The organism is Caryophanon latum (assembly GCF_001700325.1).
Classification (GTDB): domain Bacteria; phylum Bacillota; class Bacilli; order Bacillales_A; family Planococcaceae; genus Caryophanon; species Caryophanon latum.
Genome location: NZ_MATO01000046.1, coordinates 1 through 14,067 on the forward strand (window position 1 = coordinate 1; position 14,067 = coordinate 14,067).

14 protein-coding genes are annotated in these 14,067 nt (G+C 42.0%); 7 read left to right on the top strand and 7 right to left on the bottom strand.

The features are described 5' to 3' along the window. Nucleotides 1-178: 178 nt before the first annotated feature. The 4 genes from A6K76_RS11995 to A6K76_RS17210 form a co-directional block, all read right to left on the bottom strand. A complete protein-coding gene (locus tag A6K76_RS11995) occupies nt 179-919 on the bottom strand; it encodes an HNH endonuclease (protein ID WP_083995427.1) in 741 nt (246 codons plus the stop codon). Between the two features lie 173 nt (nt 920-1,092). Beyond that, a complete protein-coding gene (locus A6K76_RS12000; protein WP_066465408.1) occupies nt 1,093-1,953 on the bottom strand; it encodes a hypothetical protein in 861 nt (286 codons plus the stop codon). A gap of 213 nt (nt 1,954-2,166) precedes the next feature. Next, complete coding sequence (locus tag A6K76_RS12005) at nt 2,167-3,609, bottom strand: ATP-binding protein (RefSeq protein WP_066465410.1); 1,443 nt, start codon at nt 3,607-3,609, stop codon at nt 2,167-2,169. Nucleotides 3,610-3,712: 103 nt separating this feature from the next. Further along, on the bottom strand, nt 3,713-4,612 hold the full coding sequence (locus A6K76_RS17210) for a methyl-accepting chemotaxis protein (protein ID WP_066465412.1): 900 nt from the start codon (nt 4,610-4,612) through the stop codon (nt 3,713-3,715). 229 nt (nt 4,613-4,841) lie between these two features. Here A6K76_RS17210 and A6K76_RS12015 point away from each other — a divergent pair, with 229 nt between their 5' ends. Then, nucleotides 4,842-5,603, top strand: coding sequence for an ABC transporter substrate-binding protein (locus A6K76_RS12015; RefSeq protein ID WP_066465413.1), 762 nt, complete (start codon nt 4,842-4,844; stop codon nt 5,601-5,603). A gap of 489 nt (nt 5,604-6,092) precedes the next feature. Here the strand turns inward: A6K76_RS12015 and lpdA are convergent, their stop codons facing one another. After that, complete coding sequence (lpdA, locus tag A6K76_RS12020) at nt 6,093-7,427, bottom strand: dihydrolipoyl dehydrogenase (RefSeq protein ID WP_066465415.1); 1,335 nt, start codon at nt 7,425-7,427, stop codon at nt 6,093-6,095. 256 nt (nt 7,428-7,683) lie between these two features. On the opposite strand from lpdA, the gene A6K76_RS12025 reads away from it, so the two are divergent. The 4 genes from A6K76_RS12025 to A6K76_RS12040 are packed head-to-tail and all read left to right on the top strand — an operon-like array spanning nt 7,684 to nt 10,040. Beyond that, the gene (locus A6K76_RS12025) at nt 7,684-8,064 is read left to right on the top strand and encodes a GntR family transcriptional regulator (RefSeq protein WP_066465419.1); all 381 of its coding nucleotides are present in this window, start codon (nt 7,684-7,686) and stop codon (nt 8,062-8,064) included. Further along, nucleotides 8,057-8,881 (top strand): ABC transporter ATP-binding protein, encoded by an 825-nt coding sequence (locus A6K76_RS12030; RefSeq protein ID WP_066465421.1) that lies wholly within the window; start codon nt 8,057-8,059, stop codon nt 8,879-8,881. Before A6K76_RS12025 ends, A6K76_RS12030 begins: the two co-directional genes overlap by 8 nt. Then, complete coding sequence (locus tag A6K76_RS12035; protein WP_066465422.1) at nt 8,878-9,417, top strand: hypothetical protein; 540 nt, start codon at nt 8,878-8,880, stop codon at nt 9,415-9,417. The genes A6K76_RS12030 and A6K76_RS12035 overlap by 4 nt, the downstream gene beginning before the upstream one ends. Continuing rightward, complete coding sequence (locus A6K76_RS12040; RefSeq protein ID WP_066465423.1) at nt 9,414-10,040, top strand: hypothetical protein; 627 nt, start codon at nt 9,414-9,416, stop codon at nt 10,038-10,040. The genes A6K76_RS12035 and A6K76_RS12040 overlap by 4 nt, the downstream gene beginning before the upstream one ends. 341 nt (nt 10,041-10,381) lie before the next feature. Here A6K76_RS12040 and A6K76_RS12045 read toward each other — a convergent pair whose 3' ends face one another. Together A6K76_RS12045 and A6K76_RS12050 are read right to left on the bottom strand one after the other, a co-directional pair. After that, complete coding sequence (locus tag A6K76_RS12045; protein ID WP_066465424.1) at nt 10,382-10,723, bottom strand: DUF5388 domain-containing protein; 342 nt, start codon at nt 10,721-10,723, stop codon at nt 10,382-10,384. Continuing rightward, complete coding sequence (locus tag A6K76_RS12050; RefSeq protein WP_066465426.1) at nt 10,716-11,549, bottom strand: AAA family ATPase; 834 nt, start codon at nt 11,547-11,549, stop codon at nt 10,716-10,718. Before A6K76_RS12050 ends, A6K76_RS12045 begins: the two co-directional genes overlap by 8 nt. A 541-nt stretch (nt 11,550-12,090) precedes the next feature. Here A6K76_RS12050 and A6K76_RS12055 point away from each other — a divergent pair. Both A6K76_RS12055 and A6K76_RS12060 read left to right on the top strand, forming a co-directional pair. Next, a complete protein-coding gene (locus A6K76_RS12055) occupies nt 12,091-13,353 on the top strand; it encodes a hypothetical protein (RefSeq protein ID WP_066465428.1) in 1,263 nt (420 codons plus the stop codon). Between the two features lie 2 nt (nt 13,354-13,355). Beyond that, complete coding sequence (locus A6K76_RS12060) at nt 13,356-13,970, top strand: hypothetical protein (protein WP_066465430.1); 615 nt, start codon at nt 13,356-13,358, stop codon at nt 13,968-13,970. The last annotated feature ends 97 nt before the right edge of the window (nt 13,971-14,067 follow it).

A 14,067-nucleotide genomic window follows, 5' to 3' on the forward strand; every position in this document is an offset into this window, starting at 1 on the left:
TGGGGAATAGCTCGTGCCTCAAGACCCCGTAAGCCGCGACGTAGAAGAGGCGCGGAAGCTTGAAGAAGGCAATCATCGCCACTACACGACATGACCAACATCGTGTTCGCCGCCGAGCCATTGAAACGCGAGCCGCAATACGCTTCTGCCAATTGATTGGATAATCAACACGCTTGGCTCATCTTTTAATTATACGCTTCAGCTCTTCTATAGTTAACACATTGTCTTTTTTTCGATGCACCATTCTATGACAATTTGCGCATAAAGGAACTAAATCTGTTTTTGGATTTACTTCTACAGCCTCTTTCAATGTGCTCAATGGCTGCAAGTGATGCACTTCGATAAAATCTTTTCCGCGCTCTCCGTACATTTCTTCAAAATTAAATCCACATGCATAACAATTAAGCCCATGAATTTCAATCGCTCTTTTGCGATTATGTACATCACGCTCATATTTTTTAACAAAGTATAATTTTTCTGCTCCTTCTATGCGATACCCACCTTCCCCTTGTAACGCGTCTACATCTTCTGTAACAACTTGTAACAAATCGCTCATCTTTATGTGCGAATCTCCTTTTACGAACGACTTTTCAATTGCCTCTTTTTCCTGTTCTAAAATATTTACTTTAAACGTTACGCGTGTTTGTCCATTCAACTTTTGATGAATGTATTCATTTAACGCTTCATTTTCATAAGGAATAAACATTGTTTTAAGTACGTGTTCCGTCTCGCGCCCGTCCAATTTTGCCCGTCTTAATAAGCGCTTATTCACATAAAGATTTCCTGTCATATTTTGATAGCCAATAAATTTACTCGGTGCAAGCAAATCCCCATCATGAACGTAATACCATTGATGAAATTGCTTAAGCTGTTTACGAAGTTTCGCTTCCACGTTTAAATCTTGCTCAAATCGCTTCATGTTCTCGATTACTTGTTGTAAGTTTGTAACAGTTTCAAATTTTATCGATTTAGTTGACACGAATTCCACTCCAATCAATTGATCATTAATGCTAAAAAAGCTGCCTAAGTAAAATAACCGTATCTAACGTTTCAAGGTTACTTCACTTTCGGACAGCTTTTTCCGTATTCAATTTACTTCCCTTTCAATGCCTCCGCGACTACTGGTGAAATCGTCGCCTGCTCGCTTGCCGCATCATGCGTTTGAATCCACGGCATGTTGTTTTTCACATAGTTGTAAACCGCACTCCAGCTCGTATACGGCACGTCGGAACGGTTAACGATGCCGTCCATGTACTCGCTAAATTGCAGCGGGCTAAATTTTTTCGTAAACACTTGCTCGATGCCGTGATCGATATCTTTTTCTAACGTTGGACGATACGCAGCTAACATGACCGCACCGACAAACTCATTTACACCTGATTCGCCAAAGCCAATTTTGCCATGCTTGCGCTCAAATTGCTGGTACTTTACCGACGTTCGTTGCTGCACAGCACTAGAGCCCATTTGCTTTACGAACAGCTCAAAAGATGGTGAATGATTCGCTGTCGTCGCTTTCGGTTTCGGCGTGTCTTCAACTGGCGCTTGTGCATGCTCGTGCTTTGCTTGCTTTCGTTCGTCTTTCTGCTGTAGCACCCAATTCCAATCTGCCAACGTTTCGCGCACACGTCCGAATAAAAACGGCACAAGCAGCAATAAAAATGCTAAGTTGTACCACTTATACGGCGCTAGCACATCATATACTTTCGGCGCGTACTCAATGCCGTAATATGCAATAAGCCCAAGCCCCGCAAGCACAACGATTGTTTTAAACAGCTTGCGTACGATCCAAATGAGCGCGATGCCACCAACAACTGCTAAAATCGACACGACGACATTTTGCTCGACCCATGCGAGCGTTTTATCAATATGTACGACCGATTTTAAATACAAGCCTCCGCTAATAAAAGCGATGAAAAACAAGCTCCAATACGTAATAAATTTAAATAAATGCAAAAACATCCCCTCCATTCATATCATTGACGCACGACAGCAGTAATCGCAGCGCAATCTTTCCCTTCATCATACCGCAGTCAATGAAGGCGAATCAAGCGTGCATGTTGTCAATTACGTATATATTGTAATTTTTCTCCATATTTCGTACAGTAAAAAAGGAAGCACGCCTTTCCTAAATGAGTAAGCGCACTTCCTTCAACGCTCTATTTTCCTCTACATCCCTCGCATGACAATTTGCAGCACCGTTTGCAAAAGCGGCTCATTTTGCACGATGATGAGCTTAATGTTTTTGCGTGTACGCGTTAAATGGTAATACAACATTTTTAGCACGATTTCCGCCTGTTCGTGTGTCGTCGATAAGCGTCCTTCATCGTAAAAAAATTGTCCATCCAAAATAACCGCAATATCGTCAATTTCTTTATTGCTTAACTGCTCGACGTGATGCTGCAACTCGTCAAACGGCGCGTGAAAGTTCAGCAAATGCCAATTGTTCGGAAGCGTTTGCATATATAACGACAGCCCTTCGAATGAATCGAAATATTCCATTGTAACGCGCGAAAACTGATGCACATATGCACGCTTGCTCATATCAAAAAAGTGCTGAATGAACGCGAGCAGCTCTTTATGCATGCGGAACTTCGCCGTTAAATTGAGCGAGCGCGTAATATGTGGTGCAAGCATCGCCTCAATATGCTTTGCGTCCGTAAGCACATGTAAAAAATGCTCTGGATCATATGCAAAAATCGCATTCAGCTCATATTGCTGCATACATTCGACGATGCGCTCGACAATCGGCTCGTCAATTTTTTGCGTTTCGTCAATGATAAGCACGTCCACTTGCTCATACCAATGCTTTGGCAGCTGTAAAAACGACTGCGCATCGACAATTCGCCACCCCTCTTTTTTTAATAAATGCTGACCGCCTTGCACGATGCCGCTTTGTACAATGAGCACATCGACGTCATTTGCTTGAAGCGTTTTAGCAACATCATATAGCAGCAGCGTTTTCCCGGTGCCCGAATCTCCCGTTAGCGCGATGCATTGTTCATTGCCAAGCATGCCTTCTACGAGCGTCGTTTTGAACTGACTTTGCTGCGAATTTAAAAAATATTGCCCTGCTAAAAATGCTTGCGTATGATGCAGCGGCGAAATTAAATACTCCGTTACGTCAAACAACACTTGCACGTTATCTTTATAAATGTGCTGCTGCTCCTGCAATAGCTTCATAAGGCGCTTCGGTGATACGCGGCGCAATTCGTTCGTCGGCGTTAGCTCATACAGCTCATTGTTTTCATGCACGTACGTAAAGTAATATACCGGTCGCTTCAAAAACGTTAAGTAATATTTGTTGCGCAGCAGCTGCTTTCTCATTTTATCGCCCGTATGAATCGACTTTAGCTCGATGTTGACGATGAAGTTTTCAGCGATGCGTAGCAAATCAAACTCCTTGCCAATTTGCTCAATTTGAAAGCCGACGTAAAAGTGATCGAAGCAATACGCTGGTCCGTACGGCTGTAAATAACGAATGAGCGCCTGCAAATCACCTACTTCGGAAATGCGGATTAACACGCGCTTATAGTCTAAATATGTTTTCAAAATATGTTGCGGTAAATTCGTATATGTATCGCTAATCGTTAGCAAGTTCATTGGTTTCATTCGAAGTTCTCCTTCATGATGTATAAAAGACAAAGCCAGTTGACTTTGTCTTTTTGTATATTCATATATGGATATATTCATATTTTTATATACAACTATATGTTTAAATAATTTTATTTAGCTGGTCTGACTGTGCTTTCACGTCCTTCGACAATAAATGAATTTGCTGAAATTCGCTAAACGTCGTATTCACTTGCTCGCTGCTTTTCGTAATGGCCGCAGTCATAACACTAACGTCCGCCGTAATCGCATCGAGCTCCTGTAACATAAGCTGTACGCGCGTATTCATATTAACAGTCGTCTCGTCCACTTCATTTGCGAGACGTCTTACTTCCTTTGCCACGACACTAAAGCCTGCCCCGTGCTTTCCTGCATGTGCTGCCTCAATGCTTGCATTAATTGCGAGCATATTCGTTTGTGATGCAATCGAGCGAATCGTTTGAATAAGTGATTTAATATTTGATGCCCGTTCCTCAAGCAGCGTAATATGCGTCAAATGGTTGCTCGAAATCGTTGCCATTTGCTGCACTTGCTCTAGCAATGATTGCGTCGTGTCCGCCCCGAGATTGGACTGCTCATTTAGCTGCTGCGTCACTTCATTTAAATGCGATGCCATATTCAATATAGTCGTCGTGCGCTCCGTAATATCGACCGCTATTTTCATTACGCCGGTAATACGCCCATTTTCTTTAATCGGCATATATGTCGCCTCAAGCCAAAGTACGCGGTTCCCCCTCGCCTTTCGTTTTATTTTATCACGATATGCTTTCCCATTTTTCAAATTTCGCCACATTTCTTCATATTGTTTACTATTTAAAAAATCATCAAAGCACAAATCTTCATGGCGCATTTTCAATAATGTAGCAACAGGATAACCGACAGCTGCTGCGAATAGCTCGCTTACATATTGAATGTTACGATCTAAGTCGAATCGAATGACAGCCATATTTTCCTTAAGCGCTGCCAGCATTTGTGCATCAACTGTACTCGCCTCTGTATACATACACTCACCTCATTAAAATAATCGTTACTATTGTCTTTCCCCTCGTATAAATCACGCAAAACATACGTTGTAACATTCAAATTTTATATGAATTGCACACAAAAGTCCGAATAAATGCCTACCAATCGTTTGAACATTTCGTGAACTACTATAAAAACATACTTTATGACTTATTATTTGGAAAAAATAAACTCGTTTCGTACAATGAATATATAAAGGGGGAATATGTATGCACATTCAAGACGAATTACAACGCACAATCGAGCTACAGCAACCAATCACGCGCATCGTATCACTTTGCCCAGCCGTTACTGAAACGTTATTCGCACTCGGCGTCGGGCATTACGTCGTCGGGCGCACAAAGTTTTGTATTTTTCCAGCTGAAGCGGCGAGTGTGCCAGCTGTTGGCGGAACGAAAGACGTCAACTACGAGGCGATCGACGCACTCGCACCGCAGCTCATTTTATGCGAAAAAGAAGAAAACACAAAAGACATTGTTGAAACACTGGCCAAAACTTATCCGGTTTACGTCGCTCAAGTCGAAACGATTGCGATGGCACTGACGATGATTGAAAAGCTTGGTCTGCTCACGAACTCGACCGATGCAGCAAATTCGCTAATCGCAAACATTAACGCCGTGCAGCTACCTACACTCACAGGTCGCGCCGCCTACATGATGTGGCGCAAACCGTACATGGTCGTCGGCGCTACAACGTACATTAACGACGTCCTTGAGACAATCGGCTTCACAAATCCATTCACAGCTCACGACGGCCGTTACCCAGCTGTCACGATTGAGCAGCTACAAGACGCACAGCTCGACTACTTGCTACTGTCGTCCGAGCCGTTTCCATTTGCGCAAAAGCATATTGATGAGCTGCAGCCACATTTGCCAAACACACGCATTCAATTAATTGACGGTGAAATGTTTTGGTACGGAGCGAAAATGAAGGAAGCAGCGCCGTATTTGCAAAACTATTTTGTGAAGTAATATCGTATGCGAAAATATTTATATATTCAAATATAAAAATATATGTATATTCATATACGTAATCATGTACGTATGTCAAACCAATCTGTTGATTCGCCATTTATATACAGTAAAATCGATTGTTTTTTAGCAACAAGCAGGAAATAACTGCTGGATGTTAGTGGCAAGAAAAGGGCGGCGAGACTCCTTGAGGAAAAGCTCGTAACTCAACACCTCGTAAGCCGCGAATTACGAACGGCGCGGAAGCTTGAGTAAGGCGATCAGCGTCACTACACGAGTCCTCGCCTTCATGATTAACATCGGATTCGCCGCCGCGCTGTAGGAATTTATATGCGACAAGTAATCGCACAGACAACGCGAGCAGCAATACACGCCTGTCAATTAAATGGCTAATCAACATGCATATTGGTATATAAAAAGATGTATATATTCACATATACATATATGAAAAGGTGACTGCTACATAATACTAGCAGTCACCTTTTTCATTTATTGATGAATCGCTTTGCCAAATACAGCACGCGCTGCATCACCAATATGCTCACTAACAGTCGGGTGAGGGAACACCATACGTGCTAAGTCCTTCACCGATCCGCCCATTACTTTCACCGCAAGCATCGCGTTAATCATTTCCGTTGCCCCGTCACCTACGACGCACGCACCGTAAATATCACCTTCTGGGCTCGCCACAAACTTCATAAAGCCTTGTGTATTGCCTTCAAGTAACGCTTTCGGGTTTGTCGGTAAATTCATTTTCGTCACGATCGCATCAGCTGGTGCTTCATGCTCAAGCATACCGAACGTCGCAATTTCTGGATGCGTATATACACAACGTGGAATTTGCTGTTGATTTAAGCTTGGTAAGTTTTTCCCTAAAATTGTATCAATAACGTGCATTCCTTCAGCCGAAGCAGTATGTGCAAGCTGGAAGCCACCAACTAAATCGCCAATCGCATAAATGCCCGGAATGCTCGTTTCGTAATCAGTCGTCGTGCGAATTAAACGACCGTCCATTTTTAAATCAAGCGCTTCTGCAATTTCGCTATTCGGACGGCGACCTGTCGCAAACAATAAATTTTCAAATTCGAAGTTACCAATCGACGTTTGAATGACATTGCCTTTAAATTCCTCAAACGCGAAGTTTGTCACTAAATTAATGCCAAGCTGCTTCATACGCTCTTTAATAATTGGACGCGCATCTGGCTCTTCTGTTTGTAAAATATCTTTACTGTAGTTTAATACCGTTACTTCTGTTCCCATCGGTGCAAGTGCAAACGCCATTTCAATTGCGATGACACCACCACCGATAATCGTTAACTGCTTCGGTAACTCCTTTAAGTCAAAGAACGTATCTGTTGTATAGTATGTTGACGTTTCAAGCCCTTTAAATGGTGGCACGAACGGATGACTGCCCGTCGCTAAAATAACGTGCTTCGCTTCAAAATGCTCATCGCCAACTGTTACTTTTTTCTCTGCTGAAACAGACGCTTCGCCACGATAAAACGTAATTTGCGCTGATTCGATAAAGCTTTCAATGTTGTTTAATAGCTCCTCAACGACCGCGTCTTTACGGCGCATTAGCTTCGAGAAATCAATATCGATCGTCGGTACTGTGACACCCCAGTTCGTACCGCGACGAATTTCTTGCACGAGCTTACTATGCTCTAACATAATTTTTGACGGAATACAGCCTGTGTTATAACAAGCACCGCCCACTTTGTCACGCTCTACTAACGCAACTTTTAATCCACTTTTCGCTGCATGGATTGCCGCAACATATCCACCAGGTCCTGCTCCAATAATTGCTACATCAAAATTCTCCATGTAATCACCTCGAATTTAACGATAGCACCCGTTGTTATATAATGCAAAAGAAAAATGATAGAAGGCAAAAAATTAATTTGTTTACAATAATATGATGCAAGACAAACATATAGTCATTCAACTGGCCGTGCGCGTGTTGCAACACAGATGAACGTTACTTGAACACGAGTGATGAATTGATCACCTATGTTCCTACTTGCATTTCACCTCACCAACTGTATATACTGTATATACACAGTTAGAGAGGTGATCCACATTGATTCAGCTTGACAATAAAAGCGATTTACCGATTTACGAACAAATTACAGCACAGCTGAAGCAAGCGATTTTACGAAATGAATTGCGCCCTGGCGATGCACTCCCTTCCATTCGTGCATTAGCGACGATGCTGCACATTAGCGTCATGACGACGAAGCGCGCGTACGCCGACTTAGAAAGGGACGGCTTCATTGAAACGATTCGTGGCAAAGGAAGCTACGTCACATCACAACATCCCGACTTATTGCGTGAACAATTTTTGCAGCAAGCTGAAGCGCTATTTACACAAGGTATTCAAATCGCCGCAAGCGCTAAGCTATCAAAGCAAGACATACTCGGCGTATTCGAATTGCTATTAGAGGAGGAATTTTATGAATAGTATCATTGTAAAAAATGTATCGTTAAAGCAAAAAATGTTCGCATTAAAAAATATTTCATTTGAAGTAGAGCGAGGAACTGTCGTCGGCGTAATCGGTCGTAACGGCGCTGGTAAAACAACTTTGTTAAAATGTTTACTCAACTTGTACCGCGACATGATGGGCAACATTTTTTTACTCGAACAAAATGTGTTGACGCAAGATGCCGCTATTAAAGAACAGCTCGGCGTCGTCTTTGATGAATGGCATTTGCCGCTTTCACTCAAGCCGAACGATTTAAACAAAACATACAAGCTATTGTTTCCGACATGGGACGAAGCGTATTACGTTCAGCTGCTTGATGAGCTCAATCTCCCACGCGATAAAAAGGTAGAAACGTATTCTCGCGGCATGCGCATGCTTCTTCAACTCGTGTTAGCACTTAGTCACCATCCGAAAATGTTGCTGCTCGATGAACCGACGAGCGGGCTCGATCCTGTTATGCGCCAGCACGTATTGCAGCTGCTTAGTCGCTACATGGAGGACGATACGAACACGATTTTTTTCTCAAGCCATATTACAAACGATTTAGAAGTGCTTGCGGATACAGTACTTTGCTTGCATAACGGGGCGATGCTGTTTCATGAAAATAAAGATACGCTACTATACGAATACGTGATTGCCTCAAGTAACACGCCAATTGACGGAGCAGTTGCCGAGCGTGAAACAGCGCTTTACACGGAATATTTAGTGCCACGTTCTCACCTTGCCGACACAATGCAGCACCGCGCTGTCACATTGGACGATTTACTCGCCTTTTTCACTGAGCCAATCGTATGATGCTACGTCGATTTTTATACGCCCAATGCAAGGAATCCGTCAGCATTGCCCTTTCGCTATTTATCTTTATAACCGTCGTACTGATGCTTCTTTTTCGCTACGACAATTTACTGCTCATGTCGTTTTACATTGCCATCATGTATATATTTGCGCTGTTGTCCGATGAGCTTATTGCATATCGCTACACGCTCGCTGCAGCACCGATTGCTCAGCGTACATTTTTATACGATGCGTTTTTCATATTCGTCGCAGTTGGTATCGGCTTAGTCGCACTATATAGCATTCTCGCAACTATTTTTTCCGCATCGCACATGCTCGCGTATTTCGTGCTATTACTACTTCTCCAACTGTCGCTCGTACTATTTTTACCAAACTTGCCGTATGTCATCGTTGCGTTCGTTATCGTCTATGTATTGTCCATCATCGACGTTGAAAATTTTACATTATCATTACAATTTGTCTTCATGTTATCCGTACCATTTATTTTGAGTTTCTTCCTATTAAATAGATCAACAAAATGGAGGGCTTCTTCATGAAATTATTTTGGCATTTGCAATGGCAACAATTTCGCTATGAATATAGCTTACTGCTCATTGCCGCAGTCGTTGCATCGTTTTTTCTTTCATACGATAGCATGAGCGAAATGCAGCTACTCATCTTCGCCTACACACTTACTGTTTCAAATATGGCAGCAGCACCGCGCATTATTGCGTCACGCCAACGATATAGATTTTTACGCTCACTGCCGATTCGTAAACAAGAAGTGACGCGCTACTTCATTTACACGCAGCTACTGTTTACGATCACTTGCTTTACGCTCATCGCACCGATGCATTTTTATGCCGCGCACGTGCAGCAGCAATGGGATATGTTTACGCTATCGTTTTGTGCCGCATTTAGCGTTTGCTTACTTGGACATCTTATCATTTTGCCACATGTGCTAAAAAATATAGAAAAAGTGTCCATGCTATACATGATTGTCGTTATGATAATCGCAATGATTGTTATGTACCCGCTTTATTACATTGTGCTCTCGTTATTTACGAGCATCGCGGTTCCACTCATGTTTATACTAGCAGCTAGTGTACTATTATTTTATTTACGTTGGACGAAGCGATATATGCATATAGAAATATACGAAAACAAGCGTGTTGATTAGCCAATCAATTGGCAGAAGCGTATTGCGGCTCGCTTTGCCTCTGCGGTTACTCGAGGCAGATAAATTCCTGGGGCTCGGCGGCGAACACGATGTTGGTCATGAAGGTGATGCCACATGGACGTGGCGCTCATCACCTTCCTCAAGGAGTCTCGCCGCACGCTTACTGCCATTAATATGCAGCATTTATTTCCAGATGGTTGCTAAAAACAACCGATTTCACTGTATATAAATGGCTAATCAACAGACCTGATACGAAAATTCTAATATATAGACATATACGTATATGAATATATCTGTATATACAAAAACCGAGGTGCGCGTCGATGCGTACCTCGGTTTCGTTATGAGCGGTTATTTAACGTTTCTGAAATGATGTTGAAGATGCGTGAATCGTCATCTGTTAATGAACTGCTAACGTATTGTTCAATAAGCTCATTGATCATCATGTCAGCGTTTGATGCTTTCCCCATTTGTACGAGCGCATTTAGCTTACTGCGTGTCGATTTTGAAATGCGTACGCTCGTAATTTCGTCCGTCACCGTGCGTGGGCGTCCAACTTTTTTCGGTTCTTCTTGTTGCTGCTCGACAACTTTTTCGACTTCCTCTAAAGAAAATGTTTTCGCTGGCTCGATTTTTGGTCCACGATTTAATAGCTTCTTTTTCGGCTGTAATAAATTACTCATGCGCGCCACCTCCGTTTAATTCTGCTTCTAAACGCTCAATAAATTCCTCAGCAATGCCGTTATACACTTTATGTACGCGGCGGTCGTGCATATCATCGTTCGTAATGCCCGTTAAATCAAAGCGCTTTAAACGTTCCATGTTCATGACAACTTGCTTAAAAATATTTTCCTCGCCGAACACTTCCTTCGCATTTTCAAGCGTCGCTAAATCGACAGCTGCTCCATTTTTCAAAATAACAGGTAAAATGCCGATAATGTCTAGCTCCGCGTTGTAATCATCAATGAGCGATTGCAAGTAGTTCGTAAACACTTCCGCACCAGCTAAACTGCGCTCCTGCGTTTGCATAACAACGACAACGTAATCTGACGCATATAGCGCTGCGTCCGTAATAATTGAAATCGTCGGTGGCACGTCGATAAAAATGAAATCGTAATCGCGCTTTAACGGCTCAATTAATGATGCGAAGTAATACACACGGTCCTCCGTATTCGGAAACTTCTTCTCTAAAAAGCGTGGATAGAGCGAGAAGTCGCTAAAGCTCGGCAGTAAATGTAAGTTTGGCGTAATGTCTGTCACTATTTGTGCTAAGTCTTCTTCTTGGATTGCCGCCATTAACGTTTTGTTGAAAGCCACAAGCTCGTCATTGTGCAGCGCTTTCGTTTTTAAATAAAGTGCCGTTGCATTTGCTTGTGGGTCTTGATCGCATAGCAGCACTTTGTAGCCCATGTTTGACAGTGCGTACGCGAGCATCGTACTGTTCGTCGTCTTGCCTGTGCCTCCTTTAAAATTTCCAAACGTTACGACAATTGCTTGCTGTTCACTCATTCAACATTCCTCCATTAATATATTCATATATGTATATACTATAGCAAATAAAGTGAGGTGCGACTACTATTTTATTGGATTGAATATGAGTAGCGTATATACATATATTTATATTTGAATATACTTGCACAAGCGTGTCAATTAGCAGTTCGCGTGTTACGGCTCGCTTTGCCTTTGCGGTTACTCGAAATTCCTTGGGCACGATGTTGATCATGAAGCACGAGCTGTTCCATAAGGCGTCTCGCCGCACACTCCATGCCACTAAAATGCAGCTTTCATCTCAGTCTTGCTACTGGAAACAACCAATTCCGCTGTATAAAAGTGGCTAATCAACAGACCTGACATCATTTATTTCTAAATTATTGCTAACAACCGATTTCACTGCATGTCAAACGCTAATTAACAGACGTGATATTTGTATAAACTTTTCAAAATGTTAATCAACATACATCATATTAACCGATATTTATATAAACAGACTTCGTTATATTAAATATGTAGCACAATGTATTTAATTAACATCTAGATTGGGGGCGTTTTCATGCCGCAAAATATACAACTAAATTCACTCGACGATCAGCTCATTGCGATTCAACAAGCGTTACAAGTAGCACATGAAGAAGTAAAGGAAGCAATGGACGCGCAAAATATAAAAGAAGTTGAAAACATCATTGATCACAAAGTAGCCATTCATTTAACGACGATTTTCCAAGCGCACGTATTAATCATTTTAGAAGAAGTCGAGCCATTTTATTTTGAACATAATAAAGGTTTGTTTGCTGAACTATGTTGTTTAAAAGCACACGTATATTTTTTCTCACAAAACGAAGAGATGGCACGTCATTATTATCGATTAGCGATGAGCTACGGCTTGCAATATGAAAAATATGGCACAATTGCGGCTAGTATGACGAACTTGCTATCGATGAAGAATCACAGCTATTCACCTGAGCAGTACTTGAACATCGCAGAATCAATTCCGATTATTTATAGCTATTCTGCGACGTATAATATCGAAACGTTTTGTCGTCGATTGCTGTCCGTTTTTACTGCGCAACTTGAGATTGGCAACATTGACAAAGCGATGCAATATTTAACATACATTGAATCGAAAAACTTATATGCCGAACCAGAGCGAACGTGGGTGCAGCTTCGATTATTTAAAGGTTATATTCAGCAGCAGCGTGAAAACTACGAGGAGGCGATGCGCTATTATAGCAAAGTGTTAGAGGTAAGCTTAGCCCAGTTTGATTACTTTGAATTGGCACAAGACGCGTACGAACGCTTGCATACAATTGTGAATGAACCGCTCGCCAACATGCCACTCGTAAATGAATTTGAACGGTTTCGATCGTTTAAACAGCAAGATTTACAGCAAATTCAGCAGCACGCTATGCAAGTTGAAGCGGCGCATTATCACTCGCTCATTCAGCAATCACTTACAGAAGAAAGCTTTCAGCAGCATGCGTTACAGCTACAACAGCAAGCTGGTCATGTTGGCGTAACAATCGTTTGCATCGAAAGCTTTGAGCAAGACGATGTACACAATCTTGATGCGCTTTCAACGTTTTATGAGCAGCTTCAAGCACCGATCGTCTATTTAAAAAATGCGAATTGCCTAATGCTCGCAGTTATTGATGAAGACGATTCGTTACAAAACCGCTGCGAACAAATTGCTAACACGTTTGACAACAAGCTATACGTTTCGATGAGCAATAGTGTACATGATACGTGGCAAACCGTTGCGCATGGCATGATGTTAGCCCATGCAAGCATTTATTATGAGCTAAATAAGGGGGCGTAACGATGAAAATTACAGCGAAGCAATCTATTTTTTTATTAGCAGGTGCTGAGACAGATGCCTTCGATCAGCTAGCAGCATACGATTTATATTTTTATTTGCTGCGCGATACAGGTTACACTCATTTTGGCTACGCGCTTATGCAAGACATCGCGCTATACTTTTATAACGAGGACACACCTATTTTTAACTCGGAGCTTACATTAATTCATCCGCTTCGTCACACGATTGTTTCAGAAATCATTCGTGAAAAGCGGCTTGCTCGTTTAAAAGCGTATACGAAGCACAATGACGCTTTAGCGCTTTTTGCGGCTGCGCTAACAACGAATATGTATATCGACTTGCTTCAAAGTAGCTTTGCCGAAGTAAGTGAAGAGGAAGCCCGTCAATTCCATTATTTTAACGACTGCATTGAGGAAATTTTTCAAATTAGCTTTTCTCAAAACAATAGCTACCCGAAAAAGTTTGTGCATATGGAAACGACCGTGCTTCAGTCGCTGCGCCATTACGTACAACAACATGAAGACGACTACGCAGAGCACATTCATAAAATTTATAGCAGCATCGGGCATTACGTGCTAAAAATGAAAGATCTATCGGAAATCGAATTGCATCTATAAGCTATAAACGCGTTACGCCATTTTAATTGCGGTACGCGTTTTATATTTGTATGTATATATAAGGTGATTAATATTTAGATTTAAATCCTTTTTCTTC

Bases quoted from the DNA above. Each gene is read 5' to 3' on its own strand.
- A6K76_RS12055 (WP_066465428.1), top strand. From the start codon at position 12,091: ATGCCGCAAAATATACAACTAAATTCACTCGACGATCAGCTCATTGCG.
- A6K76_RS12040 (WP_066465423.1), top strand. From the start codon at position 9,414: ATGAAATTATTTTGGCATTTGCAATGGCAACAATTTCGCTATGAATAT.
- lpdA (WP_066465415.1), bottom strand. From the start codon at position 7,427: ATGGAGAATTTTGATGTAGCAATTATTGGAGCAGGACCTGGTGGATAT.
- A6K76_RS12045 (WP_066465424.1), bottom strand. From the start codon at position 10,723: ATGAGTAATTTATTACAGCCGAAAAAGAAGCTATTAAATCGTGGACCA.
- A6K76_RS11995 (WP_083995427.1), bottom strand. From the start codon at position 919: ATGAAGCGATTTGAGCAAGATTTAAACGTGGAAGCGAAACTTCGTAAA.
- A6K76_RS12030 (WP_066465421.1), top strand. From the start codon at position 8,057: ATGAATAGTATCATTGTAAAAAATGTATCGTTAAAGCAAAAAATGTTC.
- A6K76_RS12015 (WP_066465413.1), top strand. From the start codon at position 4,842: ATGCACATTCAAGACGAATTACAACGCACAATCGAGCTACAGCAACCA.
- A6K76_RS12050 (WP_066465426.1), bottom strand. From the start codon at position 11,549: ATGAGTGAACAGCAAGCAATTGTCGTAACGTTTGGAAATTTTAAAGGA.
- A6K76_RS12005 (WP_066465410.1), bottom strand. From the start codon at position 3,609: ATGAAACCAATGAACTTGCTAACGATTAGCGATACATATACGAATTTA.
- A6K76_RS17210 (WP_066465412.1), bottom strand. From the start codon at position 4,612: ATGTATACAGAGGCGAGTACAGTTGATGCACAAATGCTGGCAGCGCTT.
- A6K76_RS12035 (WP_066465422.1), top strand. From the start codon at position 8,878: ATGATGCTACGTCGATTTTTATACGCCCAATGCAAGGAATCCGTCAGC.
- A6K76_RS12060 (WP_066465430.1), top strand. From the start codon at position 13,356: ATGAAAATTACAGCGAAGCAATCTATTTTTTTATTAGCAGGTGCTGAG.